Origin of the sequence: Streptococcus sp. CF7_Ac1-12, from assembly GCF_024295905.1 — a bacterium.
Taxonomy (GTDB): Bacteria; Bacillota; Bacilli; order Lactobacillales; family Streptococcaceae; genus Streptococcus; species Streptococcus mitis_AP.
Window position 1 is genome coordinate 51,929 of the sequence record NZ_JANCPG010000003.1, and the last position, 25,639, is coordinate 77,567.

Annotated in this window: 25 protein-coding genes and 1 pseudogene; 7 read left to right on the forward strand and 19 right to left on the reverse strand. The window is 39.2% G+C overall.

Annotated elements, in window-relative coordinates; genetic code table 11:
• Positions 1-101: 101 nt before the first annotated feature.
• On the reverse strand, positions 102-773 hold the full coding sequence (locus NMM17_RS02290; RefSeq protein ID WP_254753754.1) for a CPBP family intramembrane glutamic endopeptidase: 672 nt from the start codon (positions 771-773) through the stop codon (positions 102-104).
• A gap of 218 nt (positions 774-991) precedes the next feature.
• Between NMM17_RS02290 and NMM17_RS02295 the strand changes: the two genes are divergently transcribed.
• The 3 genes from NMM17_RS02295 to NMM17_RS02305 all read left to right on the forward strand — a co-directional run bounded on the left by NMM17_RS02295 (position 992) and on the right by NMM17_RS02305 (position 3,619).
• Positions 992-1,801: a Cof-type HAD-IIB family hydrolase gene (locus NMM17_RS02295; protein WP_125447390.1), complete on the forward strand. Its 810-nt coding sequence runs from the start codon at positions 992-994 to the stop codon at positions 1,799-1,801.
• Positions 1,802-1,947: 146 nt separating this feature from the next.
• The gene (locus tag NMM17_RS02300; protein ID WP_254753755.1) at positions 1,948-2,856 is read left to right on the forward strand and encodes an ABC transporter ATP-binding protein; all 909 of its coding nucleotides are present in this window, start codon (positions 1,948-1,950) and stop codon (positions 2,854-2,856) included.
• Positions 2,857-2,866: 10 nt separating this feature from the next.
• The gene (locus tag NMM17_RS02305; RefSeq protein WP_254753756.1) at positions 2,867-3,619 is read left to right on the forward strand and encodes an ABC transporter permease; all 753 of its coding nucleotides are present in this window, start codon (positions 2,867-2,869) and stop codon (positions 3,617-3,619) included.
• A gap of 40 nt (positions 3,620-3,659) precedes the next feature.
• Here NMM17_RS02305 and NMM17_RS02310 read toward each other — a convergent pair whose 3' ends face one another.
• The 8 genes from NMM17_RS02310 to NMM17_RS02345 form a co-directional block, all read right to left on the reverse strand.
• Positions 3,660-4,538: a sensor histidine kinase KdpD gene (locus NMM17_RS02310; protein WP_254753757.1), complete on the reverse strand. Its 879-nt coding sequence runs from the start codon at positions 4,536-4,538 to the stop codon at positions 3,660-3,662.
• Positions 4,535-5,236, reverse strand: coding sequence for a response regulator transcription factor (locus NMM17_RS02315; protein WP_254753758.1), 702 nt, complete (start codon positions 5,234-5,236; stop codon positions 4,535-4,537). Before NMM17_RS02315 ends, NMM17_RS02310 begins: the two co-directional genes overlap by 4 nt.
• 191 nt (positions 5,237-5,427) lie before the next feature.
• Positions 5,428-6,303: an N-carbamoylputrescine amidase gene (gene aguB, locus NMM17_RS02320; RefSeq protein WP_254753759.1), complete on the reverse strand. Its 876-nt coding sequence runs from the start codon at positions 6,301-6,303 to the stop codon at positions 5,428-5,430.
• Between the two features lie 9 nt (positions 6,304-6,312).
• Positions 6,313-7,398: an agmatine deiminase gene (gene aguA / locus NMM17_RS02325; protein ID WP_254753760.1), complete on the reverse strand. Its 1,086-nt coding sequence runs from the start codon at positions 7,396-7,398 to the stop codon at positions 6,313-6,315.
• Entirely contained in the window at positions 7,395-8,522 is a 1,128-nt protein-coding gene (gene nspC, locus NMM17_RS02330; RefSeq protein WP_254753761.1) for a carboxynorspermidine decarboxylase, read from the reverse strand. The genes aguA and nspC overlap by 4 nt, the downstream gene beginning before the upstream one ends.
• Positions 8,522-9,781 (reverse strand): saccharopine dehydrogenase family protein, encoded by a 1,260-nt coding sequence (locus NMM17_RS02335; protein WP_254753762.1) that lies wholly within the window; start codon positions 9,779-9,781, stop codon positions 8,522-8,524. Before NMM17_RS02335 ends, nspC begins: the two co-directional genes overlap by 1 nt.
• On the reverse strand, positions 9,778-10,638 hold the full coding sequence (gene speE, locus NMM17_RS02340; protein ID WP_000366713.1) for a polyamine aminopropyltransferase: 861 nt from the start codon (positions 10,636-10,638) through the stop codon (positions 9,778-9,780). Before speE ends, NMM17_RS02335 begins: the two co-directional genes overlap by 4 nt.
• Positions 10,639-12,099 carry an aminotransferase class I/II-fold pyridoxal phosphate-dependent enzyme gene (locus tag NMM17_RS02345; protein ID WP_254753763.1) on the reverse strand — a complete coding sequence of 487 codons (1,461 nt, stop codon included), beginning with the start codon at positions 12,097-12,099 and terminating at the stop codon, positions 10,639-10,641. It abuts the gene before it with no gap.
• 710 nt (positions 12,100-12,809) lie between these two features.
• Here NMM17_RS02345 and NMM17_RS02350 point away from each other — a divergent pair.
• Entirely contained in the window at positions 12,810-13,505 is a 696-nt protein-coding gene (locus NMM17_RS02350) for a VIT family protein (protein WP_254753764.1), read from the forward strand.
• Between the two features lie 41 nt (positions 13,506-13,546).
• On the opposite strand, the gene NMM17_RS02355 is transcribed toward NMM17_RS02350, so the two are convergent.
• The 7 genes and pseudogenes from NMM17_RS02355 to NMM17_RS02390 form a co-directional block, all read right to left on the reverse strand.
• Complete coding sequence (locus tag NMM17_RS02355; RefSeq protein ID WP_254753765.1) at positions 13,547-15,535, reverse strand: ABC transporter permease; 1,989 nt, start codon at positions 15,533-15,535, stop codon at positions 13,547-13,549.
• A 1-nt stretch (position 15,536) separates the two neighbouring features.
• The gene (locus NMM17_RS02360) at positions 15,537-16,295 is read right to left on the reverse strand and encodes an ABC transporter ATP-binding protein (protein WP_000173358.1); all 759 of its coding nucleotides are present in this window, start codon (positions 16,293-16,295) and stop codon (positions 15,537-15,539) included.
• A gap of 372 nt (positions 16,296-16,667) precedes the next feature.
• Positions 16,668-16,940, reverse strand: a complete 273-nt coding sequence (locus NMM17_RS02365) for a PspC domain-containing protein (protein WP_001085044.1) — start codon at positions 16,938-16,940, stop codon at positions 16,668-16,670.
• Positions 16,941-16,998: 58 nt separating this feature from the next.
• A complete protein-coding gene (locus NMM17_RS02370; RefSeq protein WP_001054509.1) occupies positions 16,999-17,448 on the reverse strand; it encodes a SprT family protein in 450 nt (149 codons plus the stop codon).
• Positions 17,435-19,564, reverse strand: coding sequence for a Tex family protein (locus tag NMM17_RS02375; RefSeq protein ID WP_000359152.1), 2,130 nt, complete (start codon positions 19,562-19,564; stop codon positions 17,435-17,437). Before NMM17_RS02375 ends, NMM17_RS02370 begins: the two co-directional genes overlap by 14 nt.
• 101 nt (positions 19,565-19,665) lie before the next feature.
• Positions 19,666-20,983 (reverse strand): annotated as a pseudogene (locus NMM17_RS02385) (DUF1919 domain-containing protein).
• Positions 20,984-21,513: 530 nt separating this feature from the next.
• Positions 21,514-21,894 carry a PBECR2 nuclease fold domain-containing protein gene (locus tag NMM17_RS02390; protein ID WP_261067473.1) on the reverse strand — a complete coding sequence of 127 codons (381 nt, stop codon included), beginning with the start codon at positions 21,892-21,894 and terminating at the stop codon, positions 21,514-21,516.
• Positions 21,895-22,049: 155 nt separating this feature from the next.
• Here NMM17_RS02390 and NMM17_RS02395 point away from each other — a divergent pair, with 155 nt between their 5' ends.
• Genes NMM17_RS02395 through NMM17_RS02405 form a run of 3 tightly spaced genes read left to right on the forward strand, consistent with a single transcriptional unit; the run spans position 22,050 to position 23,899 of the window.
• The gene (locus NMM17_RS02395) at positions 22,050-22,181 is read left to right on the forward strand and encodes an SPJ_0845 family protein (protein ID WP_000268685.1); all 132 of its coding nucleotides are present in this window, start codon (positions 22,050-22,052) and stop codon (positions 22,179-22,181) included.
• The gene (locus NMM17_RS02400; protein ID WP_254753767.1) at positions 22,182-23,087 is read left to right on the forward strand and encodes a permease; all 906 of its coding nucleotides are present in this window, start codon (positions 22,182-22,184) and stop codon (positions 23,085-23,087) included.
• Positions 23,084-23,899 (forward strand): TIGR03943 family protein, encoded by an 816-nt coding sequence (locus NMM17_RS02405; protein ID WP_254753768.1) that lies wholly within the window; start codon positions 23,084-23,086, stop codon positions 23,897-23,899. The genes NMM17_RS02400 and NMM17_RS02405 overlap by 4 nt, the downstream gene beginning before the upstream one ends.
• A gap of 201 nt (positions 23,900-24,100) precedes the next feature.
• Here the strand turns inward: NMM17_RS02405 and NMM17_RS02410 are convergent, their stop codons facing one another.
• The 3 genes from NMM17_RS02410 to NMM17_RS02420 all read right to left on the reverse strand — a co-directional run bounded on the left by NMM17_RS02410 (position 24,101) and on the right by NMM17_RS02420 (position 25,639).
• Positions 24,101-24,514, reverse strand: coding sequence for a type II toxin-antitoxin system death-on-curing family toxin (locus NMM17_RS02410; RefSeq protein ID WP_000158357.1), 414 nt, complete (start codon positions 24,512-24,514; stop codon positions 24,101-24,103).
• Positions 24,511-24,747, reverse strand: coding sequence for a hypothetical protein (locus NMM17_RS02415; protein WP_000260598.1), 237 nt, complete (start codon positions 24,745-24,747; stop codon positions 24,511-24,513). Before NMM17_RS02415 ends, NMM17_RS02410 begins: the two co-directional genes overlap by 4 nt.
• 175 nt (positions 24,748-24,922) lie before the next feature.
• A complete protein-coding gene (locus NMM17_RS02420) occupies positions 24,923-25,639 on the reverse strand; it encodes an alpha/beta hydrolase (RefSeq protein ID WP_000759783.1) in 717 nt (238 codons plus the stop codon).

Below are 25,639 nucleotides of genomic sequence, written 5' to 3' on the forward strand. Positions count from 1 at the left end.
TTTTATTATACCATGATTAGTCACCCAAGTCTGAAAATAATCAGTTCTTGCTCACCTGTTGAAAAGAAAATGCCGGAAAGTTCCGACATTGTTTTAGTAAGCTAACTTCCTGAAAATAGGAGTAACCATACATCCCAGAAGGCAGTGATATTGATGAAAATATGAACTAGTATTGGATAGTAGAGACTTTTTGTCATGCGATACAATAGAGCAAAAATAAGCCCTCCACTAGCGTAAATGAAAAAAGCAAGAGGAGTTAAAGCAAAATTGATATGAATATAACCGAAAATAATAGCAGAAAGCAAGACATCTCCGTACCAAGGCGAGTTTTTGAAAAAGGTTGTCATAAGCACACCGCGATAAATCAACTCCTCAGCAATAGGGCCGATGAAGCAAGCTATGAGCAAGAAATAGGGTAATTCCTGTCTCCCTATCATTTCTATCGTTGCATTCAAAGAGATTTGATTTGAAGACGAGGGTATGAAATAAGACAAGAAGAAGTCCGACATATACGAAATGATGTAGCCCAGTAAAAGGTAGATAAAGTACCTTAACTGCCACTTGAAATGAAAAGTCTTCTTTCCTGTAAAAACTAGTAGATAGATGACAGCTAACCAAAGAACACTACTCTCCATCAAAAGCAGAATCTGAAAAAATTCACGACTTGCTGGTAGATAGGACTTTGCGAGGTGATTGAAAAGCCTCCAAAACCAAGTTGAGTTGTAAAAAATTAAGGACAATGCTAGTAAAATCTGAATAATCCGTTTTTTCATATTAAACCCTCTGTTTTCCTTGACTAGATTATTGAATATAATGGTTTATTTAACTGTATAACAAGTTTAGTATAGCATCTCTTTACAAAATATCCTCTTCAAATCATGAATTGTCATCAAAACATCTTAAACTGTAAAATCAATTAGCCCCAAGCTTCCTATCAATTTCTTCTCCAAAATATGCTATAATAATACCAAAAGATAAAGAAGGAAAAACTATGATTAAACTACTAGCCTTGGATATGGACGGAACTCTCCTCAATGAAGCCAAGGAAATCCCACAAGCTCACATCGCTGCTATTCACCAAGCCATTGAAAAAGGTGTCAAACTGGTTCTCTGTACGGGTCGCCCCCTTTTCGGCGTCCTCCCCTACTATCAAAAACTGGGGCTGGACCTCCAGAATGAGTATGTCATTGTTAACAACGGTTGCTCAACTCACCAGACCAGTGATTGGGGGCTAGTTGACTGGCAAGAACTCAGTCCGGCTGACATTGAATATCTCTATGAGCTTGCTGAAAAGAGTGAGGTTCAGTTGACTCTTTTTGATGAGGAACATTATTTTGTCCTCGGTGGCAAGCCTAATGAAATCATTCAAAATGATGCCGACCTAGTCTTTTCAGACCTGACTGAAATTTCACTAGAGGAAGCGACTAGTGGCAAGTATCGTATGTTCCAAGGTATGTTTTTGGGTACAGAGAGTCAAACAGATGATTTTGAAGAGCGTTTTGCTGAGGAACTCTGCCAACGATTCAGTGGAGTTCGTTCGCAGCCTGTCATTTATGAAGCTATGCCACTTGGTACGACAAAGGCTACTGCTCTTTCTCGACTAGCAGAGATTTTGAAGATTGATTCCTCAGAAATCATGGCCATGGGCGATGCCAATAACGATATCGAAATGCTCCAGTTTGCAGGGTTGGGCATTGCTATGGGAAATGCCAGCGATTATGTCAAATCTCTTGCGGATGCCGTTACAGCCAGCAACGAAGAAGACGGCGTTGCGCGTGCCATTGAGAAATATATTTTATAATTAAGAAGCCCAGCCCAGTTCGTGTCAACTGGGTTTTGATATTTAAGAATTCCTAAAACTTTAGAAACTCTTTAGAAATCCTTGAGCTTTCTTTGATTTCTATACTTTATACTAAAGTTAACAAAATAAATCAAAAGGAGAGAATCATGAAAACAGTACTTGATATTCATGGATTGTCCAAAAACTTTGACAAACAAGCTATTCTTCAGGATCTTCGTCTAACGATAAGAGAGGGAGATATTTATGGACTTATTGGGAAGAATGGAGCTGGGAAAACTACCTTGATAAAAATCATTACGCAACTACTGTTTGCAGATAAAGGGACTGTTTCCCTCTTCTCTAGACAAACGGAAAATGAGTGGACCAAGGCTCTATCTAGAGTAGGTTCTGTTATCGAATCACCCGTAGCCCATAATCACTTAACAGCCTATCAAAATCTGAATTATTATTGTATGATACGCCATATTCCAAATGCTGATCAAGTAATTCGAGAAACGCTGGACTATGTAGGTTTGCCAGATACAGGTAAGAAAGTCTTTCGTGATTTCTCGCTAGGAATGAAACAAAGACTTGGTATTGCCATTGCCCTCCTATCCAAACCAGATTTCCTAATCTTAGATGAACCTATCAATGGTCTAGACCCAATCGGTATCAAAGAATTTCGACTAATGATTCAACGCCTCAATCAAGAACAAGGGATAACCATTCTCATCTCTAGCCATATCTTGTCAGAACTCTACCTCGTAGCTAATCGTTTTGGTATTTTAGATCAAGGCAAGATTATTCGTGAAATCAGCAAAGCTGAATTTGAAACACTAAGTGAGGATTATATTGTGCTTAAGACAGCTGATCAAGAGAAAGCTTGTCAAGTATTGAAAGAACAAATCCAGCTCCAGTTCAAGGTTGTTAATCCAGAAAATGAAATTCATATCTTTGGTCAGGAACAAGATGTCAAACAGATTCTTAAGGAATTAACCTTGGCAGATGTTGCCATTGACGAGATTTACTATGCCCGTCAAAACCTAGAAGAATACTTCACTCAATTGGTCCAATAGGAGGAAAATCATGATACATACCATTCAAGCAGACTTTTACCGTCTTTTCCGTTCCAAAGGATTCTGGATTACAGAGTTCATTCTCTTTGCTCTCATGCTAATGGGTGCAAGTATAGGAGCTACGGGTCATCTGATGGCAATCCAGACAGAAGAACCAGAAATTCCAACCCAAGGTTGGAACGGTGTGCAAGCTCTGATCAATGCATCTAGCAATGATTCAAACCTTGTTTTTCTCTGCATTATTCTAACATGTTTAGTTCTTGGGGTCGATCTAATCGGCAAGCTTTATAAAAATAGTTTGACAGTTGGCGTTTCTCGTACAGAGTTTTTCTTCGCTAAATCCTTTGTTCTAGCAAGTATCGCTCTCTTACAACTCATCGCCAGCCTTGTGATTGCTTTTGTTCCCTCAACTCTACTAAACGGACTTGGTACGATACCTGATGGTTTTGTTACTAATCTCCTCTTAATGATTTTCCTTCAATTTCTCTGCCTTCTCGCTTGGCTTTCGATTATTTCCTTTATTCTCTACCTGACTCATTCTTATCTTGCCGTATTTATTGGTTATCTGATTAGCTCTATCATCCTTTCTATGCCAATGATCATTTTTCCAAATATCAAATTTTTACCATATTTGTCCTTGCATTTTTCCTATGCTATGACTGCTAATAGTGAATCCATTTTCTATACCCTTATAGTTACCTTAGCTGTTATTGTAATCTTTAATCTAAGTGGACTGGCAGTTTTCAAAAAGAAAAGCCTATAAAAAATGACCTCCTCTAGCCTACAGAGGAGGTTTCTTTTTGTTAAAAATAAATGAAAACCGACAACCATTTCCCATCTGTGCTTAGTTTCATCTCTGTACCGAGAAGATGGCATAATTCCTCAGTGATATAAAGGCCTAAACCAGAGGATTCTTCCGTGTCTGATAGATTTTCAGAATAAAAACGATTACTGAGATTTTCTATTCTTTTGATGGGCTGTTTAACAAGGTTTGCAATCTCTAAGACAAGCTGTTCCTTTTCCTTTCTCAAAGATAGACGTGCTTCTTCCTTGCCATGTTTGAGGACATTTCCAAGCAGATTTTGTAAAATTCGATCCAGTAAATCTTCATCAGTCCTCATTTTTAAACCAGCTTCAACTTTAAAATCAAGCGTGATATTTGTCGCCTGAAAAACATCATAAAAAGCCAGAGTCTTTTTGGTGATAAAAGCTGAAAAATCCACTTCTTCCAGTTTCGGTTTGACAGCCCCTTCCATCAAACGACGATATTCTAGGAGAGCCTCCAAACGTTTAGAAACTAAATCAAGATGCTGGGCTATTTTTTGTAAGGTTTCTGATTTGTCTTCAGGAGTTTTTATCAATTGTTGGGTGTAGCCTGAAGCGATAGTCAGAGGCGTCCGAATATCATGGGCGATATTGCTGATGGCCATATCCAGAGTGTGCTTTTCCCTTTTCATCACCAACCGAGATTGTTCCACTTCTTGAAATAGATTTTCAATTTGCTGGTAGAGATGTAAAAAATGTTTGGAAAAAATGCTGACTCCGACTCTTTTCATACTACCTGTGAGAATCTTGTCTTCAATCTGTTGACTCAAGTTTTTAAGTGCTAGATGGTAGCGAATCAATGCAATCGATAAAATAATTAGGAGTGCCAGTAGGACAAAGATTATCATGTAGGTCATTGCTTGTCTCCTTTTAATCTTACCCCAACTCCCCAAATAGTTTCAATATATTCTTGATTTGGGTCAAGCTGGTTTAATTTTTTACGAAGATTGCTCAAATGCGTATTGAGAGTATTATCTCCAGGTAGATAGCTCTCATCCCAAACCAATTCATAAAGTTCTTCTTTGGTGAAAATTTTCTTAGGATGTTTGAGGAGAGTTTGGAGAATCAAGCATTCTTTCTTGGCAAGGCGAATCGTTTCCTGACTATTTTTGATTTCAAAACTTTCTGCATCAAACTGGATATTTTTCAAGTTTTGTGGTAGATTTTCAGTTTTTTCTACTTCCATAGGCTGTTTTTCTACACTTTGGCGTAATTGAACAGTAACTCTGGCAAAGACTTCGTCCAAATCAAAAGGTTTGACTATGTAATCATTAGCACCGTCTAAGAGGTATTGACTGATTAACTTCTTATCGCTCAAAGCCGTTAGCATAATGACTGGAATTTGACTTTGTTCCCTGATGGCTTTTAAAACCTGATCCCCATTTTTCCCAGGAAGCATGATATCTAGCAAAACGAGGTCAATCCCACCTTGGTCAAAACGCATGATTCCTTCTGTACCAGAAAAGGCTTGAATCACCTCATGCTCCTCAGTAAGAAGTGTTCTCAAAATTTCCTGAATGTCACTATTATCTTCAATAACCAATATCCTAGCCATAAATACCAACCTTTCTGCAACTATTATAGCATGTTTTAATGGTAAAACTTAAACAGAAAAGCTCCTCGCATAAAAGCGCGAGAAAGCCTTAGAGAGTTAAAATATAAAATCCGCTTACTAGACAACATAGTATTCTTGTAGTTGCTAATAAGAAGTTAGTCTAGCAGAATGAATCTCTCATTCCCCCCCAATTAGTTCGTAATTCGTTGATACATTTCGGGTCTTCTATCTCGAAACAAGCCCCAGTTTAGGCGTTCGCTTGCTCCCTTGTCTAGGTCATAAGTTGCTAACAGAACAGCTTCTCCTTGTCTTTCAGCTTGCTCTAGAATAGCTCCTGTTTCATCCGTTATAAAGGATGAACCGTAGAAGTCAAGACTGGAACTTTGTCCACCATTTTCCTCATTTGGAGTGACTTCTTCTAATCCATAACGATTGGCTGCAATAACTGGAACAATATTTGCTGCTGCGTGTCCTTGCATGGTACGTTGCCAATGGCCACAACTATCTGTATCCAAAATTGGCTCTGAACCGATAGCTGTAGGATAAAAGAGCAATTCAGCACCATTTAACGCAAGACAGCGCGCTGTTTCAGGGAACCATTGATCCCAACAGATACCGACCCCAATCTTAGCATAGCGAGTATCCCAGACCTTGAAACCAGTGTTACCAGGCGTGAAATAAAACTTTTCTTGATAATAATGATCATCTGGTATGTGGGTCTTCCGATAAACGCCCAGCACTTCCCCATCTGCATCAATGACAGCAATTGAGTTATACAAGACATTGCCATCTTTTTCATAGAAACTGATCGGTAAAACGACTTCTAGTTCCTTAGCAAGCTCCTTAAAATGCTGAATAGCTGTATTGTCTGTCACCGACTGGGCATGCTGGTAGTAGTCATACTGACGTTCCTGACAGAAATAGGGACGTTCAAACAACTCTGGTAAGAGAATGATTTGTACGCCTTGTTCTGCAGCCTGACGTACTAAACGCTCCGCTGTTTGAATATTTGTTGCCACATCCTTAGCGCATTGCATCTGGATGGCTGCAACTTTTACATTTCTCATCTTTTTCTCCTATTCTGGGATTTGTTGGGTGATACAGTGAATATTTCCACCACCTAAGAGAATATCTCTGGCTGGTATTCCGACAACTTTACGGTCCGGGAAACACTTACTGAGGATATCTAAGGCTACTTGGTCATTGACATCTTGAAACTGGGGAACAAGGACAACCTTGTTGGCGATATAAAAGTTTACGTAGGAAGCTGCTAGTCGTTCACCAGCGTATCGCTCTTCTTCTCCTTCTTCATAGATGTAGCCTGGCAAATCCTCTTCAGTTATAACTTGCTGAATAGCTGGAATTGGAAGTTTATGAATGGTGAAGTGTCGACCTTTTGCATCTGTTTCTTGCTCTAAAAGTTCGAGATCTGCTTTTGACATGACATACTGAGGATCGTTTTGATCATCTGTCCAAGCCAAAACAAGCTCTGCAGGACCAACAAAGGCTGCAACGTTGTCAACGTGTTCATTGGTTTCGTCCTGATAAATACCATAAGGAAGCCAGATAACTTTGTCAGCACCTAGATAGTCCAATAATCTTCTCTCAATTTTTTCTTTACTAAGATGAGGATTACGACCAGGACTAAGCAAGCAACTTTCAGTTACGAGAATGGTTCCTTGGCCATCGCTATGTATCGCTCCGCCTTCCAATACAAAAGGCTTGGCATCATAAACAGGCATTTCCAAGGTCTCAGCAAAACGACTGGCTACTTGGTCATCATCTTCATAATCTTGATAAAGACCATCAACAGCACCACCCCAAGCATTGAAAGACCAGTCTACTGCCAACTTTTCCCTTTTATCATTAAGGAGAATAGTCGGACCTGTATCACGCGCCCAGGCATCATTGGTGGGAATGTCTAAATAAACAACCTTGTCTCCAAGATAAGATTGGGCTTCAGATAGATAATCTTGCTCTACCAAAAGATAGACTCTTTCCCCTTCTGCTATGGTTTTGATAATCTGGCTAAATGCTGCTTTAGCAGCTTTTCCTTGAAAGGGCCATGAACCTGGTCGAGTCGGCCATATCATGAGGGTACCATGATGGGGTTCGTACTCTGCTGGCATGCGATAGCCTAATTTTTTGGGACTGTCCATCATGATAATCTCCCTTTAAAATCTTGATAGCCAAAGGCTTTGACTAAGCTGCAGTCTCCCTGTTCGTCCATGAGGTAGAGACTGGGCAATCCAATACCATTAAAGGTATTATTTTTAACAAATGAGTAAATAGCCATATCTTCAAAATAAAGTCTATCACCGATTTGGACTGGATTTTCAAAGCTATAATCACCAATCACATCGCCCGTCAGACAGGTATTAGAAGAAAGTCTGTAAGTATGGGCTTTTTCCTGTGCCTCAAAGCCATTTCTCAAAGGTGGACGATAGGGCATCTCAAGTACATCAGGCATATGGCAGGTCGCAGAGGCATCTAAAACCAAGATTTCCATACCGTTTTCGACAATATCCAATACTTCAGTTGCTAGATAACCAGCATTGAGCGCAATAGCTTCACCCGGCTCGATATAGACTTCAAGATTGTAAGTTTCTTGGATACGCTTGATTTCAGAAATCAGCAAAGTTATATCGTAGTCTTCCCTCGTGATGTGGTGTCCGCCCCCCATATTGAGCCATTTAATTTGATGTAAGTAGGGACCAAACTGCGCTTCTACTGCTTTCAAAGTTGTCTGTAAATCATCTGCTCCCTGCTCGCAAAGGGTGTGAAAATGAAGTCCATCCACCAAATCCAGCAAATCACTCGGAATCTTGTCTAGAGTAACTCCAAAGCGAGAACCTGGTGCACAAGGGTCATAGAGCGCGTGATCTCCTTGAGTTGAACACTGAGGGTTGAGGCGTAAACCAACACTGACACCAGCCTCCCGACAACGAGCCCCATGCTTGCGCAACTGTCTCTCTGAGTTAAAGACGATATGGTCCGTTATCTCTAGTAATTCCTCCAAGTCTGAATCCTTGAAAGCAGGTGCAAAGACATGGACTTCACCAGGAAATTCTTCCCTAGCTAGCTTGGCCTCATATAGACCACTAGCCGTCGTACCAGATAAATACTGGCTAATTAGGGGATAGGTTTTGTAGAGAGAATAAGCCTTTTGAGCTAGCAAAACCTTGCAACCAGCTTCTTCTTGAACATATTGTAGAATGCGACAATTTGCTTCTAACTTGGCTAAGTCAATGACATAGGCTGGTGTTGGTACTTGTTCTAACTTCATCAGTCCACCATTTGTGGATTTTCAACCACAACCCAAGGTAAACCATACTCATTTAAAGCTTCCATGAATGGATCTGGATCTAACTCTTCAAGGTTATAAACTCCTGGTTGTTTCCAAGTGCCATCCATAACTAATTTTGTCCCAATCATGGCTGGAACGCCTGTCGTGTAAGAAATTGCTTGTGAACCAACTTCTGCATAACATTCCTGATGGTCGCAAACATTGTAGATGTAGATGGTCTTTTCAACACCGTCTTTGACACCTGTAAAGATACATCCAATATTGGTTTTACCAACCGTGCGCGGTCCAAGGCTGGCTGGATCTGGAAGCAAGGCTTTTAAGAATTGAATCGGAACGATGTCTTGTCCATTAAAGTTAATGGCATCCGTACGAAGGAGACCAACATTTTCAAGACATTTCATGTGCGTCAAGTAAGATTGACCAAAAGTCATAAAGAAACGAATCCGTTTGACACCTGGAATGTTCTTGGCCAATGATTCGATTTCTTCGTGGTGAAGGAGATACATGTCTTTTTGTCCAACTTGAGGGAAATCGTACTCGCGCTTGATAGACATGGCTTCCACTTCGACCCATTTTCCATCTTCCCAATAAGAACCCGGTGCTGAAACCTCGCGTAGATTGATTTCTGGGTTGAAGTTTGTTGCAAACGGATAACCGTGGTCACCACCATTACAGTCTAAAATGTCGATATAGTGGATTTCATCAAAATAGTGTTTGAGGGCATAGGCTGAAAAGACACTAGTCACACCTGGGTCAAAACCTGAACCAAGGAGAGCGGTCAAGCCTGCTTCCTTGAATTTCTCCTGATAAGCCCATTGCCATGAGTAGTCAAAGTAGGCTGTAAAACCAAGTTCCTTGCAACGTTTCTCATAAATAGCACGCCATTCAGGGTCTTCTGTATCCTCAGCCTCATAGTTGGCTGTATCGATATAGTGGACACCTGTAGCCAAACAAGCGTCCATAATGGTTAAATCTTGATATGGTAAAGCTACGTTCAAAACAGCTTCTGGTTTGTAGCTTTCAATCAGGGCAATCACTTCTTCTACCTTGTCAGCATCAAGAGCAGCTGTCTCAATCTTTGTACTTGTTTTGCCTTCTAGCTTCGCTTTCAAGTCATCACATTTTGACTTAGTACGGCTAGCAATCATAATTTCTTTAAACGTTTCGCTATCTTGGCAAATCTTTGAAATAGCAACTTGGGCAACGCCCCCACATCCAATAACTAATAAACGACTCATTTTTTTCCTTCCTCTTCTTCTAAAATGTCCTCAACATACTTGGGCAACATAAAGGCCCCCACGTGTAAGTTTGCAGTATAGTATTCTGTGAAAAGCTGGCGTTTTTTCCAGCCTTCCTTGTCAAAATCTTTGACAGGGTGGTATTTTTTCGATGCAAATCCAAACAACCAATAACCAGCAGGGCTGGTTGGGATATGGGCTTGATATACCCGACTAATTGGAAAGGCTTGATTGACCTTGCGGTGCATGCTTCGGCAAGCCGACTCATCCTCATCAAAGAAGGGACTCCCATGCTGGTAAATCATGATACCGTCTTCTTTCAAGGCTCTGTAACTGTTCCCGTAAAATTCCTTGGTAAAGAGCCCTTCCGTATGTCCAAAGGGATCTGTCGCATCGTTGATGATAATATCATAGTCATCTTCGCAGTTTCGCAAAAAGCGTAGCCCATTTTGGTAGTAAATGGTAACACGAGGATCGTCTAGCCCTGCAGCAAAATCTGGGAAATACTCACGACAGACTTCAACCAACATCTCATCTGGTTCCACAATATCGATTTGTTCCAATTCTGGATAGAGAGTTAATACTTGGGCAACACCGCCATCGCCACCCCCAATAACCAAGACTTTCTTTGGATTGGGATGCACAGCCATGGGAACATGAACGGTCATTTCATTGTAGACAAAATCATCAGCATCTGAGAACAAGACATGCCCGTTTAAAATCAAAATCTTTCCAAAAGCTGGTGTATCCAAGACTTCGATATCCTGCCATTCACTTTTACCAGCGTAGAGTTGCTTGGCTGTTCTCAGGGACAATTTCACATCTGGAGTATGAACTTCAGAAAACCATAAATCCATCTAGTTCTCCTTTCTCTTAATAACGTTGATGTGATTGACCTCAGTATCTTCCGTCCCTTGGAGGGAGCAACCACGTTCCTTGGCAAATTGGATATAATCGACAATTTCTCGTGTAATGCGTTCACCTGGAGCCAAAATAGGAATCCCTGGAGGATAGCACATGACAAATTCCCCACAGACTTGTCCAACAGACTCATCTAAGGTCAAACTTTTTCTCTCTGAATAGAAGGCTTCCTGAGGAGATAACACCAACTCGGGCTGAATATATTCTCCAGCTATCAAGTCCTTCCCATCTCGTGAATAGAGTCTCTTGATATCAGCCAAAGCACCGACTAAGCGCTCGATGTCTTGGATACGGTCACCGATTGAAATATAGGCCAAGATATTACCAATATCACCAAACTCGATCTGAATGTCGTATTCGTCTCGTAGGAGGTCATAAACCTCGATACCTGTTAAGCCAATACCCTGAGTGTAAACTGACAGCTTGGTCACGTCAAAATCGCAAACCGAAACACCGTCTATTAACTCTTTTGAGTAGGCATAGTAGCCACCGATAGCATTGATTTCACGACGAGCGTACTCGGATAGCTCAATAACCTTCTCAAACGACTCTTTACCACGAAGGGCCAAGTTGCGACGTGAAATATCCAAACTAGCCATCAACAAATAAGAGGCGGATGTTGACTGGGTTAGGTTGATTATCTGACGAACGTACTCAGGATTCATCTGCTCCCCGATAAGCAAAATGGAGCTTTGGGTCAAACTCCCACCAGACTTATGCATTGAAACTGCTGCCATATCAGCCCCTGCATCCATGGCAGAAATTGGAAGCTTATCAGTAAAATGCAAATGCGCTCCGTGGGCTTCATCAACTAGGACCTTCATCCCAGCAGCGTGGGCCATCTCAGTTAATCCATTTAAATCTGAACAGATTCCGTAGTAAGTAGGATTGTTAATCAAAATGGCCTTAGCATCTGGATGGTCCTTTATGGCCTGGGCTACTCGGTCATTTTCAAGACCTAAAGCGATACCAATCTTAGGATCCACACTCATCTCGATATAGATGGGAATAGCACCACATAGAACCAGCGCATTGATAGCAGATTTATGGACATTACGTGGCAGAATAATCTTATCTCCAGCCTTGCAGGTTGACAGAATCATAGTCTGCACCGATGAGGTTGTTCCCCCTATCATTAGAAAAGCATGGGCTGCTCCAAAAGCATCCGCAGCCAGCTCCTCTGCATCCCGAATAATCGAAATGGGATGGCCCAAATTATCCAATGGTTTCATCGAATTAACATCAATGCCTACACATTTTTCTCCTAAGAGTTCGACAAGTTCTGGATTTCCTCGTCCACGCTTGTGACCTGGAACATCAAAGGGAACAATCCTTTTCTTGCGTAACTTCACCATGGCCTCATAAATTGGGGCCTGGTTTTGATCTAACTCTTTCAAGACATACTCCTTTACCGTATTTTTAGCGCTTCAAGAAGACGAAGGCGACTAAAGGTTGACTCATGAAAAAAGAGCAGGTTTTCACCTGCTCTGCAATCTTCTGACGTTTTTATGTTTGTTTCTGTTGAGTATGTCTGTTCCCGATGTTTCCTAACTCTCTAGTAGCAAATATTACGTACTTTATTGATCGTTTCACAAGATGACGTGTGCTTTCACCACACTAAAAATTTATGAATTAGGACAAGTGTCCTAACATCAACTTATAAAAGTAGGCTTTTAACCCTATCAATAATGTGGCTTTTCAACCACGCTTCGGCATTCAACCCTGCCTGTCCGTAGGCATTTTTTACTCGGGTTTATATTTACTAGAAAACATCATCTCATTTTCTAAGCTTTATTACTATATCATGTTTTTAAAAACTTGTAAAGCGTTTTACGAAAAAAATATAAAAAAGTTCGCAAAATGTTTGGATTTTATTTGATTTAATACTAATTATTTTCTTGTAAACGATTATAAAGTGAACAAAATGATTTTCATATTTAATTTAAAATTTTTTATGCAATTCTATACTCCTTACATTCGGTGTTTGATTTATCAGAAAAAATGCTGAAATTTCTACATCATTAAAATCGTGCAACTTTTTTCAGATACTTTTAAAAGATTGATTTCCCTATATTTTTCCTTTATACTGGATAAAAAGGAGAATAGTATGTCAGAAACAAATCACGAAATTGATTCAAATTTTGCAGGTCGTTTAAATATCCTGCGTGCGGGTGTTCTTGGTGCTAACGATGGTATTATTTCCATTGCTGGTGTGGTTATCGGGGTTGCTAGTGCTACGAGCAATATCTGGATTATCTTTTTATCAGGATTTGCAGCTATCTTAGCTGGTGCCTTTTCAATGGCTGGTGGAGAATATGTATCCGTTTCAACTCAAAAAGATACTGAGGAAGCGGCTGTTGCGCGTGAGAAACTCTTGCTAGACCAAGATATGGAACTAGCCAAAAAATCCCTCTATGCTGCCTATATCCAAAATGGAGAATGTGAAACCTCTGCCCAACTTCTCACCAACAAAGCCTTTTTAAATAATCCGCTCAAGGCTTTGGTAGAGGAAAAATATGGGATTGAGTATGAAGAGTTTACCAATCCTTGGCATGCTGCTATCTCTAGCTTTATTTCTTTTTTCCTTGGTAGCTTACCACCAATGCTTTCAATTACCATTTTCCCAAGTGAATACCGCATCCCTGCTACTGTCCTTATCGTCGGCGTGGCCCTTCTTCTCACTGGTTACACTAGTGCCAAACTTGGAAAAGCACCAACTAAAACAGCTATGATTCGGAACCTTGCTATTGGCCTATTGACCATGGGAGTTACCTTCCTGCTCGGTCAACTTTTCAGCATCTAGAATACAAGAAATACCTCGATTTTGAAGTCGAGGTATCTTTTTTACATTTGCACAATCTTGCGATAGCTTCTAGAAGTAATCATAAAAATCAAGACATAAGCGATAAGGAAGATAGCGCAGATAGACAAGGTCACAGTCAACATCATAGTCGTATCTATTACACCAATCACTTTTAAAATCAGACTAAGCATATGGTAGGCAAAGGCTAGATGTATGAAGGCAAAAAGCAAAGGAAGGAAGAAAACAGTTAAAACCTGTTTGTTGATGGTTTGCTTGATTTGCTTTTGATCTAAACCAACTTTCTGCAAGATAATAAAGCGTTCACGGTCTTCATAGCCTTCAGAAATTTGTTTGTAATAGATGACCAGAACGGTTCCGACCATAAAGATAATGGATAGGAAAATACCAATAAAGAAGACACCACCAAAGAGGGCACTCATCTGAGAACTAGCATCTGCTAGATTGCTACCATAAACATAGCTACCTTCCGTGTTTAATTGTGCATTAAATTGATCGAGGTATTTATCATACTCGTCAGCAACCTTGAGTTGTTCTTCTTCACTGGCATTTACATTCATACCACCGTAAAACTGATTATAGATAGCCGAATCTGGGAATTGGTCCAAAAAGGCTTGTAAATTAGGTACAACAAGGTAATTGTAATCAGCAGTCAAAATATTAAACTGATTTGGGACATGGTTCACAATAAAATCTGTATTAAATTCTTCTTTTACAGAAAATTGATGGTTATTTAGAGTTAGAGCTTTTTGTCCTTTAACTCCCTCATTCTTTGCAAAGAGTCCGACCTCATTTCCTGATAGAGACAGTTTTTGACCAGTCATATTTTCATAATCTTTTTGGTCAAATACCATGAAAACTGTTGTAGGTTGAACACGATTTTGTCCTTTTTCAAAAAGGGTTAACTTGGTTCCTTCTTGGTTCGCAACACCAAAGTAAGTGTAACGAAGCACTTCTTTCTCTTTTATCTTATAACCTTTATCACTTGCAAACTGGCTCAAGAGTTTGTCCAAATCTTCTTTTTCAACATTTTGCCCTGAAACCCCAAATTCATGAGGATTTAGAACTTTTTTAAAGGATTCTGAGGCATTGAAAATACTAGTCGCTGCAGACATGGTTACCAAAACCATTGTTGATAAAATAGCTATAGTTGCTAGTCCAACCGCATTTTTCTTCATACGGAAAATCAAATTAGACACTGAGATAAGATTATTTGGTTGGTAATAGTATTGTTTGTTTTTCTTTAAAATTTGTAGGAAAACGGTAATCCCTGCATTAAACAAGAGATAGGTTCCAATTATAACCAGCAAAACAGCTAGGAAGAAAGTTGTTAGGGCTGTGAGAGGATCTTTTACCGTAAGGGCAAGATAATAGCCAATTCCTAAACTAATGGAACCAAGAATAGTTTGGAGAGGTAGGAAGCGACCTTTTTTCTCACCACTAGCTTTCTCACGAGAGAGCTGGAGAGCATTCATACGGGCGATTCGAAGGGCATTCAGGAACATGAGGCCTAGGAAAATCAATCCGAAGACAACAAGTACTGCAATGACAACTTTCATCTGGAAGGTAGCGACCAGTTCAACCTTCAACTTCATTAGTTTGAGTAAGAAGGCGAAAATCAACTTGTCAAACAAGGCTCCAATACCGATACCCGCTCCAACAGTTAGCATTCCAAATAGCACCAACTCCTTAAAGGTCATACTGATCAGATGACGCTTCTCCAAACCCAGCATGCCATAAATCCCCAGTTCCTTGGAACGGTTTTTCATAACAAAACTATTGGCATAAAGGACAATAATGGCTGACGCAAGTGTGACAATCACCATACCAAATCCTAAAGTAGCTTGGATAGTTTCCCCTCCACGAATTTCTGCAATCTTGGGATTGAAGGTTAGGGAATAAAAGAGATAGGTGACGGTGACTGCTAAGAGAACAGCCAGTGCAAAGGGATAGTAGAGTTTGCGGTTTTTAATCAAGTTCGATACCGCTAACTTATTGGTTAATCGAAACATACTAATTCACCTCGCTTGCCATGACAGTCAAGGTATCAGAGATCTCTTGGAACATCTGACGTTCTGTCTTCTCTCCACGGTAGATTTGGTTGTAAAGAATGCCGTCTTTGATAAAGAGTACACGTTTAGCTCTGCTAGCTGCTGCTGTTGAGTGGGTTACCATAAGAATGGTTTGGCCACGCTCATTGATTTCATCAAAGACATCAAGTAAGGCTGCAGATGACTTGGAATCAAGGGCTCCTGTTGGCTCATCCGCAAGGAGAATTTCAGGTTCTGTGATGATGGCACGAGCTACTGCTACACGCTGTTTCTGCCCTCCTGAAATCTCGTAAGGGTACTTCTCTTGTAATTGGTTGATTCCCAGATTCTCAGCTGTCACCACCAATTTCTTCATCATCTCCGTAATAGGTCTTCTTGACAATACAAGTGGAAGCAAGATATTATCCTTAACAGACAGAGTATCTAGCAAGTTAAAGTCTTGGAAGACAAAACCCAATTTTTCACGACGGAAGCTAGAAGCCTGTGAATTTTTAATGGTTGCGGTGTCAGTTCCGTTCAGATAAACCTGTCCACGACTTGGTTTATCCAGCATAGCTAGGATATTGAGAAGAGTTGATTTACCAGAACCAGACTCACCCATGATGGCAACGTAGTCACCCTTTTCTACGGTAAAGTGAATATCCTTAAGGGCCTCTACTTGGTTGCCCTGAAAACGAGTTTTATAAATTTTTTGAACGTGTTTTACATCTAAAAGTGTCATGAGAATCTCCTTTCTTAATATCCCATCAAATGAAATGTTGCTTGCATCATAGCGCATCCAAGTTGAACACGCTCGATATCTTTGTGACTTGGTTTTCTAGTTTTCTTCTGTAAGATTTGTTTCATGATGTTACTCCTTTGTTCTTTATGAGTCTAGTTTACATCAAAAAAAGACTGCTTGCCATAACCTAACCTTACAAAAGAGACTTTAATCTTACATTTTTGTAAGATTGGGAGAAATGTAGCCATTTCATTAAAAATATTTTACCATAAAAAGAAGGCAAGAAGAAAACCCTTGTGGATACAAGGGTTCAAAAATTTTAGAATAGATTAGTCGAATTCATAGACTAACAGTAAAATAACTGTTTCTACCTCACCAAAACCAGCCTTCATTATCGTCAATGGCTTGGGCTTCTTTGCGTTTTCGTGGGCCTGTTCCATACATTTCTGCTTCAATTTCTTCCTTGGTTGGCATGATAGAAGCTAGGATGATATAGATAATCACGCCAAGTCCAAAGTTTGCAACTGTAAAAATGGCAAACAGAAAACGAACAAGGGTAACATCAAAGTTCCACTTATCTGACAGACCTGCCAAAACTCCTGAAATCATGCGATTTCGTCTCATTTTATAAAATTTACTGTTCATGGTATTACCTCTTTCTACTAGGTTAGACATAGTATATCACGGATAGGCTCGGCTTTCATCAGTCCTCAGGCTGATTTATTAATAGCAATTTACCTCTACAAACTCCACAGCGATAGCGTTTGGTATCAATCCTACGCTTGCGCTGATACCTTTGCTGGCAGGATTGGCAACGATAAAGCTTGATTTGTTTGGAGTTACTATTAGGCAAGGACGGTACAAAGCGTAATCCATCCACTGCTTTCAACAGTTCCTTAAAATCCCAATCCTTGTGTTGATAGCCCTTCCCTTGAAAATAGAGGTGATAATGACAGAGTTCATGGCGGACAATTTTTCTAAAAACATCCAAACCCAGTTCCTGATAAACTTTGGGGTTGAAATCCAGATGCCCATCTTTTGGGAAAAATCGCCCACCTGTCGTTCGCAGACGAGAATTCCACTGGGCTTGATGGATAAAAGGTCTGCCGAAGTCTTCTAGTGAAACCTGCTTAACGTAATCAGTTAGATTCATTTGGAGCTAGGAGCGACAGATTGACTTTTTCACGTTCAGTATCGATTTTCTTGACCCAAACGGTCACCAAATCACCAACTGACACCACTTGGCTTGGGTGTTTGATAAATTTGCGACTCATGTGGGAAATATGGATCAAACCGTCCTCGTGAATCCCGATATCAACGAAGGCACCAAAGTCAACGACGTTACGCACCACTCCTTCTAGCTTCTGACCAACCACTAAATCCTTGATATCTAGTACATCTTGGCGAAGTACAGGTGCGTCAAAGGAATCACGGAAATCTCGACCTGGTTTGAGAAGATCTGCAATGATATCTTTAAGAGTTTCTGGACCAAGGTCTAGTTCTTGCGCCATTTCCTTGACTGAAAGGGACTTGAGTTTGCTTTGGGCTTCTTCATTCAGATCCTTGATATCCAAACGTTTGAAAAGTTCCTTGACCGCAGCATAGTTTTCTGGGTGAACTCCTGTATTATCAAGGATATTGCTACTTTCTGGGATACGGAGGAAACCAGCTGCCTGCTCAAAGGCCTTGGCTCCCAGACGAGGAACTTTCTTGATTTGGGCGCGTGAAGTGATTTTTCCTTCTTCCTCACGGTATTTGACGATATTTTCAGAAATGGTTTTATTAAGTCCAGCTACATGGGAAAGAAGAGCTGGGCTGGCTGTATTGACATTGACACCGACTTGGTTAACTACGGTATCCACGACAAAGTCCAGACTTTCAGATAGTTTCTTCTGGCTGACATCATGCTGGTATTGGCCGACACCGATTGACTTAGGATCGATTTTAACCAATTCAGCAAGGGGATCTTGCAAACGACGGGCGATAGAGATGGCAGAGCGTTTTTCAACGGTCAAGTCTGGAAACTCCTGACGAGCAAGTTCACTGGCAGAGTATACAGAAGCGCCACTTTCATTGACGATAACATAGCTGACTTCTGGAAACTCTTTAAGAACTTCCGCAACGAAAGCCTCACTTTCACGACTAGCCGTTCCATTTCCAATGGCAATAATTTCCACGCCGTATTGACCGATCAAGTCTGCCAAATCTTTCTTGGCTTCTTCTATTTGACGAGCTGATGCTGGTTTGACAGGATAAATGACCTGAGTCGTCAGCATTTTCCCCGTCGCATCCACGACAGCCAGCTTGGCACCTGTACGAAAGGCAGGGTCAAATCCAAGAACCACGCGCCCTTTCAACGGAGCAACCAAGAGGAGATTGCGCAGGTTGTCAGAAAAGAGTTGAATAGCACCTTCTTCTGCCTTCTCAGTTAATTCTGTCCGAATACGGCGCTCGATAGCAGGCAAGACTTTCTTTTTAACAGATTGCCGAACCACTTCATCAATATAGGCATTTTTCATCTTGAAACGAGCTGCAAAGAAGGCAAGAATGCGGTCCGTCGCATGTTCAAAACCGACCTTCAAGACACCTAGCTTCTCCCCACGATTGAGAGCCAAGGTACGATAACCCTGCATATTTCCAACTGTCTCTGAAAAATCATAATAAATCTGAAAAACCTGCTTTTCATCAAGACTTTCATCCTTGACTTGAGAAGTGAGTTTAGAGTGTCTCAGCACTTCCTGATAAGTCATGGCGCGCAGTGTCACATCTTCCGATAAGGCTTCTATCAAGATATCAACTGCACCAGCCAAGGCTTCCTTGCCAGTCGCAAATCCTTCACAGACAAACTTTTCAGCTTCTTTCTCTAAGTCAGCTACATTCTGCAAGATTAAGCGAGCAAGTGGGAAAAGTCCAGCTTCACGGGCAATGGTTGCCTTGGTTCGACGTTTTTCCTTGTATGGAAGATAGAGTTCTTCTACGTCTGCTAATTTTTCGGCAACTAAGATAGCTTCTTCCAACTCTTTGGTCAACTTGCCTTGTTCTTGAATCTTAGCTAAAACAGCTTCCTTACGGTCATTGAGGTTTGTCAGACTTTTATCCAAGTCAATAATAGCCTTAATTGCCACCTCGTCCAGACTACCAGTCATGTCCTTGCGATAACGCGCGATAAAGGGAATAGTCGCCCCTTCAGCTGTCAAACTTAGAACAGTATCAATTTGCTTTAACGTCACTCCCAAATCCTGGGAGATTTTTTCATATTTTTTATCCATGAATCTATTATACCACAAGCTAAACGTTTCAAATTAACTCGTAGAACATTTAAAAAATATGTAGGGAATAGATTTATATGCTATAGCGCAATAACTTGTACTTAAAGAGCATTGCCACCTTTTTTTAACCAAGCCATGATATCAAAAGTATTTAATGGATCTGGCATAATAGCTAGTTCTGAAAGATGTTCCTGACCTGGAATAACACATTGACTTTTTAAATTTTTATATGGACGATTGACTAAAATTAATTTATTAGACATAGGGAAGATTATCCATCTTACTTAAAATTTCTTCACTAGCTGAATCTTTATTATCAAATTTAAAATAAAGATTATCCCAATTTATACGTTTTTTTCTTTTTTCCCACTTAGTCCGTGCTTCTTCAATACTAGAATAATGTAAAAAGTGAATATCTATATCTCCTAAGTGCCCCAAAGGATAAACTTCATGAGTCCAGCTCGGTGAAATAAGTTCCTCTTCGAAAACAAGTTCTTGTTCCATATAGTAACGAAAATCCTTTGTAAGTTTATAATAATCATCAGGGAGAATAAATAAACCAACAAAAGGTGTTCTATATTGAAAACCAAGTTGTTTATAAATTAATCCGCCGACACAATTATTACTTATAATGGTAAAATCTAATCTTTCAAGATCAAGAAAAGGGAAAATTCCTTTCTCTGCAGCTATCAACTTATGATAAACAATTTCAGAATCTAAATGTTCACCGTCATTTTTTAACCAAGCACTAAAATTTGCTAATTCTTGAATATACTGTTTTTTCGCTATTTCTATATCATAGTCTTCTAAGACAGAGCAATCTTTGATTCTATTTTCATAATTTTCTAATATGATTTTGTAGGAGTCTTTTAGAGGTTTAGCATCTACAACAGGTTTATAGATATATGTCGGGAAATTAATATAGGTTGCAGTTTTAGAGTGAATATAAAGTCTCCAAATAAGGTTGTTTATATCAAATTGATTTATTTTTCGTAAAAGCTTACTATTGAATAATTTTCCAAATAATGAGCAATATTGTTTTCTAATTCGATGATCTGTATCATCCATCTTTTGCAAAACTTGAACATTCGTTAAATTTTCTGTCAACCAATTATCCCCCCAAGGATAAAAGTAAAATACTCCATCATTCAAATCAGCAAAATTACCAAGAACCACTTCAGAATCGGATAATCTTATCGCATGATACATCTTTTCAAATGTCCAATCAAATAATGAATCATTTGAAGATAGAAACGTAATATAATCTCCTGTAATCATATCAGACAACTCAGCAAAAGAATTCTCATCTATAATCTTAATATTAAATGATAGATCCATCTGTTGGCTAATGGAAACTATTTCCTCTGTAGATTGATTTACAATAATAACCTCTATATCTTTTAATGTTTGTCTTTCCACTATTGACAAAGACTCTAATAAACTATTTCTGTCTCCTTGATGTAACAAAACAACACTAATTGAGTAAGTCAATTTGACTACCTCCCATAATTTTCTGCTAATGATTTTCTTTTTATTTTAATTATAGCACAAAGAATTTGGTGTTTACAAATGCTTGCCGTTGCTTGTTGATAGTTTATTTTCATAATTATCTTTGCCCGTATCATTGAGAAAGTTGCAATTTAATTCTAATAGTTTACAAAAGGATCAGTGATTAATTGCACTGTTTTTATTTTTTACAAAACGCTTTATAAAGCTATTTGTTGAAGTTAACGAATCAATTTTCAGAGCAAATAAAAAACCGCAAGCCTGAGCCTGTGGTGGAGATAATCTTTTTTGAAATTTTTAAACAAAAAAGGAGCATTTAAGCTCCCTTCTTTGAAATAACGGACACTTGGCTGGTCGGTGTACCCAGCATCTCAGATACCTTTTTCAAGGTGCGGCAGGAACCTTTCTGCCCTCAAATGTCTTTCGTTAATATTATTCTAGCACTATCTACTTTTTTTGTCAAGCTTTCTCAATCTACCAGACTTAATACGACTTTGTAACTTGTAATCTTGTAAACGATACATGGTCGGAACATAAAAGAAATCTCCACTTTTATGTAACTTGATGGCAACGAGGACATTATCATCAAATCTTTTTACATATTCAAAACTAGCGTCTTTCTCTCGTGGATTGACCCCAACGAAATCTGGATTACTTAGTATAAGTTCCAGATCTTCGATATGATGAATCACATCATTATGATGACGTTTTATCATATGGCTTCTTAAACCGTCTTTGTTAACTTTGATATCACTAGCTTCAAGAACAATATTAAAAATTTCTTTTACTTCGTCAGTAACCTGACCGATCTTTTTATGTTCCATCATTTCCTCCGTTATTCCACAATTATTATATCACAATCATAGTGTATATTAGGCTATATCACACTCTATTATTCGTTAGATACTCAATTTTAACTTTTCCCTTTTCCTTAAAATAATAGTATAATAGAGGTAGAATTTAGAATCGAGGTACACCTATGGCTGTAAAATTTACAAAACGAGACGACTTGGACAAGATGTTTGAAGAGTTTGCGAAACTCCCTGATTTGAAGCAGGTCACTTTCCCTGATGACAAAGAGAAAAAAGCCAAAGCAGAAAAGAAAAACTAGATGACTGCTTTCCAACAACTCCCATCTAGTGTGCTTCAGACTGGGGCTATTTTTCTCTCTATAATCATTGAAGCCCTACCCTTCGTTCTGATAGGAAGTATTGTTTCAGGACTGATTGAGGTTTATATCACACCTGACAAGGTTTATCATTTCCTCCCTCGAAATCGTTGGGGGAGAATCTTTTTTGGCACCTTCGTTGGGATACTTTTCCCTTCTTGCGAATGTGGGATCGTCCCTATTATCAATCGTTTTCTGGAAAAAAAGGTGCCCAGTTACACAACCGTTCCCTTTCTTGTAACAGCACCTGTTATCAATCCTATAGTCCTCTTTGCGACCTATTCTGCCTTTGGCAATTCATTCCATGTCGCTCTGTTACGAGCTCTGGGTTCCATTGTTGTGGCTGTGATACTTGGGATTTTTCTAGGATTTTTCTGGCAAGAACCGATTCAGAAAGAAAATCGTCTGGCTTGTCATGAACATGATTTTTCTCGCTTGAGCCCTGCAAAAAAAGTTTTTCAGGTCTTTGTGCAGGCTATTGATGAATTTTTTGATACGGGGCGTTATTTGGTATTTGGCTGTCTCTTTGCCTCAATAATACAGGTTTATGTTCCGACTCGGATTCTGACCTCTATCAGTGCGACCCCTCTTTTTGCCATCCTGCTCTTGATGCTTTTGGCCTTTCTTCTCTCTCTCTGCAGTGAGGCGGATGCCTTTATCGGTGCTTCTCTTCTCTCAAGTTTCGGTTTGGCACCAGTTCTGGCCTTTCTCGTCATTGGCCCAATGCTGGATATCAAAAATATTCTCATGATGAAAAATTACTTGAAAGCACGATTTATCAGTCACTTCATTATGATTGTGACTCTTGTCGTCTTAGTGTATTCTCTCTTGATTGGAGTCATCCTATGATTCGATTTTTAGTTTTAGCTGGCTATTTTGAATTGACCATTTATCTCCATCTGTCCGGAAAATTAAACCAGTACATCAACATGCACTATTCCTATCTGGCCTATATTTCCATGGTGCTTTCCTTTATCTTGGCAATCGTACAGCTGTATATCTGGATGAAGCAAGTCAAAACCCACAGTCATTTAAATAGCCGATTGGCCAAGGTGACGAGTATTGCTCTTCTAGCTATTCCTATTGTCGTCGGTATAACTTTTCCAACTGTTAGCTTGGATTCCCAGACCGTTTCTGCCAAAGGCTATCATTTCCCCTTATCAGAAGATACGGATCAGGCCATTCAGACCAGTGAAGGGACGACAAGCCAATATTTGAAACCAGATACCAGTTCTTATTTCTCAAAAACAGCCTATGAAAAGGAAATGCGAACTGCGGCAGATAAATATTTGTCCCAAGATAGCATTCAGATTACGAATGAAAACTATATGGAAGTCATGGAGGCTATCTACGACTATCCAGATGAGTTTGAGGGCAAGACAGTCCAGTTCACAGGCTTTGTCTATAACGACCCCAGTCATGCCAATAGCCAATTTCTGTTCCGCTTCGGCATTATTCACTGTATCGCGGATTCAGGTGTCTATGGATTGCTGACCCAGGGAAATACCCGTCAGTATGAGAATAACACTTGGATAACGGCCAAAGGAAAACTGGCCAATCACTACCATAAAGAACTCAAACAAAACCTCCCAACCTTGGAAATCTACAGTTTTACCAAAGTTGATAAACCAGAAAATCCCTATGTTTATCGCGTGTTTTAAAAGATAAAAAGACAAAACGAACAAGTTCTCTTCTGAATGACAGAAAAAGAACCTGTTCGTTTGTTATTATATGACATGTAAGAAGATGCAGAAAATTCTCTACCCTCAATAAAAAGAGACTATATTCGTTTCTGCATTATAGATTTCTAATATAGTCTCTTTTTATCTATTTTTATACTTACAAGAATTGAATTTTTGAGCTTAATTTTTTCCATTAATTCTAAATGAATGTTCAGAAATCCGTTTGGCGTAAGTAGTTAAGCTTTCATCTGTTAAGGATTCTACTGCGATAGTCACACACATATTTACCGCTTCTTCAACCGTTACAGAAAAACGATAACGATTTATCTCTAGAAATTTCACCAAAACGAAGAAAGCAGTTCGTTTATTAGCATTTGCAAAAACATGCTTCTTTATCAATTGGACAAATAGTATCGTTGCTTTATCAAAAATTGTTGGATAAAGAGGCTTCCCAAAGACAAATTGTTCTGGTAAATTGACAATCATATTTAAGGCAGAAGGACTAACTGTTTGAATTTTCTCATTTGGAGAATACCGTTGAATTGCTAAAGCATTTATTTTTTCAATTTGCTTTTCTGTTAGATAGATAGTCATTTTTCCACCAAAGCTTTGAAAACATCGTCGTATTCGTCAAATATTTTATCTAAATTTAAGTCAAAGGCATCATCAGATACATAAGAAACCTGCTGATCCAATTCTTCAGGAGTAAAGATAATCTCACCACTGGCTAACAATTTCGCTTCGTATTTAACACCACTTGGAATATTAAATTCACTTGGAATCGTAATGGTGATTGAATTTCCTTGTTTTCTTGTTTTTACTACCATCTGATTTCCTCCTTTGTCATATTATAACAAATCATTACGGTAATTACAATGGCAGAATAATTAGATATCGTAACAATATCTATCAGAGTAAATAAATACTATGGTTCTGAAACGTTATTAATGCCACTATTTTAACAGGTTTTGAAGCTTTTGCCATTCAAGCAATACAAGTAGCTCATAGAGAATAAGAGAACCACTCATTAATCATACTAGCGATTTCTTTGGGTGCTTCAGTATAAAGCTCATGGCAAAAGTTCTCTAGAAGAATAGTATCAAAATAGTCTGGCAATTCTTTTAGGGCTTCCTCTCTCCATGTAGCTTCATTAGGATAGCGAGGACTGATAAACAAGGTATCACCCACTTCTCTCTTAAAAGCTTGTATCTTCCTCCGTAGGAGGAGTATCGCTTCTATATTTTCATAATTTATAGCTAACTCATATCTATTATACTGCGCATTCCAGTGATAGGACTGCCTTACGGCTTTCTCCATATTTTCTGACCAATGCTTTGCTTCAGATTTTTCTTTAGAAATAAGAAGAGCTAAGTCTGAAACGACTTGAGATTCGATATAGTTTTTAGCTTCCTCTAACTCTGTATCTAAAGGTAAAATCTTATCTAAATCTAGATAGCCACCATCCAAAAGAATTAGTTTTTTCACTTCATAAAATTCCGATGCGAGATAACGAGCTAAATCTCCTCCAAGAGAATGGCCTATCAGACAAATAGATTCTTCCTCTTCTATCGATTTTTTAAACCATGATTTCAATTCTGTTTCATCTCGAAGATGTTTTTCATATGGATTCAGAAAATAGACCTGCGAATCTAGTTCTTGAAGAAAATCCTTGCTATGATAGACATTGCTTCCCAAACCGCCAATAAAATATTTTTTCAT

What these genes read in the sequence shown, in the direction of transcription:
- NMM17_RS02290 (WP_254753754.1), bottom strand. Translation starts at nt 773, where the DNA reads ATGAAAAAACGGATTATTCAGATTTTACTAGCATTGTCCTTAATTTTT.
- NMM17_RS02295 (WP_125447390.1), top strand. Translation starts at nt 992, where the DNA reads ATGATTAAACTACTAGCCTTGGATATGGACGGAACTCTCCTCAATGAA.
- NMM17_RS02300 (WP_254753755.1), top strand. Translation starts at nt 1,948, where the DNA reads ATGAAAACAGTACTTGATATTCATGGATTGTCCAAAAACTTTGACAAA.
- NMM17_RS02305 (WP_254753756.1), top strand. Translation starts at nt 2,867, where the DNA reads ATGATACATACCATTCAAGCAGACTTTTACCGTCTTTTCCGTTCCAAA.
- NMM17_RS02310 (WP_254753757.1), bottom strand. Translation starts at nt 4,538, where the DNA reads ATGACCTACATGATAATCTTTGTCCTACTGGCACTCCTAATTATTTTA.
- NMM17_RS02315 (WP_254753758.1), bottom strand. Translation starts at nt 5,236, where the DNA reads ATGGCTAGGATATTGGTTATTGAAGATAATAGTGACATTCAGGAAATT.
- aguB (WP_254753759.1), bottom strand. Translation starts at nt 6,303, where the DNA reads ATGAGAAATGTAAAAGTTGCAGCCATCCAGATGCAATGCGCTAAGGAT.
- aguA (WP_254753760.1), bottom strand. Translation starts at nt 7,398, where the DNA reads ATGATGGACAGTCCCAAAAAATTAGGCTATCGCATGCCAGCAGAGTAC.
- nspC (WP_254753761.1), bottom strand. Translation starts at nt 8,522, where the DNA reads ATGAAGTTAGAACAAGTACCAACACCAGCCTATGTCATTGACTTAGCC.
- NMM17_RS02335 (WP_254753762.1), bottom strand. Translation starts at nt 9,781, where the DNA reads ATGAGTCGTTTATTAGTTATTGGATGTGGGGGCGTTGCCCAAGTTGCT.
- speE (WP_000366713.1), bottom strand. Translation starts at nt 10,638, where the DNA reads ATGGATTTATGGTTTTCTGAAGTTCATACTCCAGATGTGAAATTGTCC.
- NMM17_RS02350 (WP_254753764.1), top strand. Translation starts at nt 12,810, where the DNA reads ATGTCAGAAACAAATCACGAAATTGATTCAAATTTTGCAGGTCGTTTA.
- NMM17_RS02355 (WP_254753765.1), bottom strand. Translation starts at nt 15,535, where the DNA reads ATGTTTCGATTAACCAATAAGTTAGCGGTATCGAACTTGATTAAAAAC.
- NMM17_RS02360 (WP_000173358.1), bottom strand. Translation starts at nt 16,295, where the DNA reads ATGACACTTTTAGATGTAAAACACGTTCAAAAAATTTATAAAACTCGT.
- NMM17_RS02365 (WP_001085044.1), bottom strand. Translation starts at nt 16,940, where the DNA reads ATGAACAGTAAATTTTATAAAATGAGACGAAATCGCATGATTTCAGGA.
- NMM17_RS02370 (WP_001054509.1), bottom strand. Translation starts at nt 17,448, where the DNA reads ATGAATCTAACTGATTACGTTAAGCAGGTTTCACTAGAAGACTTCGGC.
- NMM17_RS02375 (WP_000359152.1), bottom strand. Translation starts at nt 19,564, where the DNA reads ATGGATAAAAAATATGAAAAAATCTCCCAGGATTTGGGAGTGACGTTA.
- NMM17_RS02390 (WP_261067473.1), bottom strand. Translation starts at nt 21,894, where the DNA reads ATGGAACATAAAAAGATCGGTCAGGTTACTGACGAAGTAAAAGAAATT.
- NMM17_RS02395 (WP_000268685.1), top strand. Translation starts at nt 22,050, where the DNA reads ATGGCTGTAAAATTTACAAAACGAGACGACTTGGACAAGATGTTTGAA.
- NMM17_RS02400 (WP_254753767.1), top strand. Translation starts at nt 22,182, where the DNA reads ATGACTGCTTTCCAACAACTCCCATCTAGTGTGCTTCAGACTGGGGCT.
- NMM17_RS02405 (WP_254753768.1), top strand. Translation starts at nt 23,084, where the DNA reads ATGATTCGATTTTTAGTTTTAGCTGGCTATTTTGAATTGACCATTTAT.
- NMM17_RS02410 (WP_000158357.1), bottom strand. Translation starts at nt 24,514, where the DNA reads ATGACTATCTATCTAACAGAAAAGCAAATTGAAAAAATAAATGCTTTA.
- NMM17_RS02415 (WP_000260598.1), bottom strand. Translation starts at nt 24,747, where the DNA reads ATGGTAGTAAAAACAAGAAAACAAGGAAATTCAATCACCATTACGATT.
- NMM17_RS02420 (WP_000759783.1), bottom strand. Translation starts at nt 25,639, where the DNA reads ATGAAAAAATATTTTATTGGCGGTTTGGGAAGCAATGTCTATCATAGC.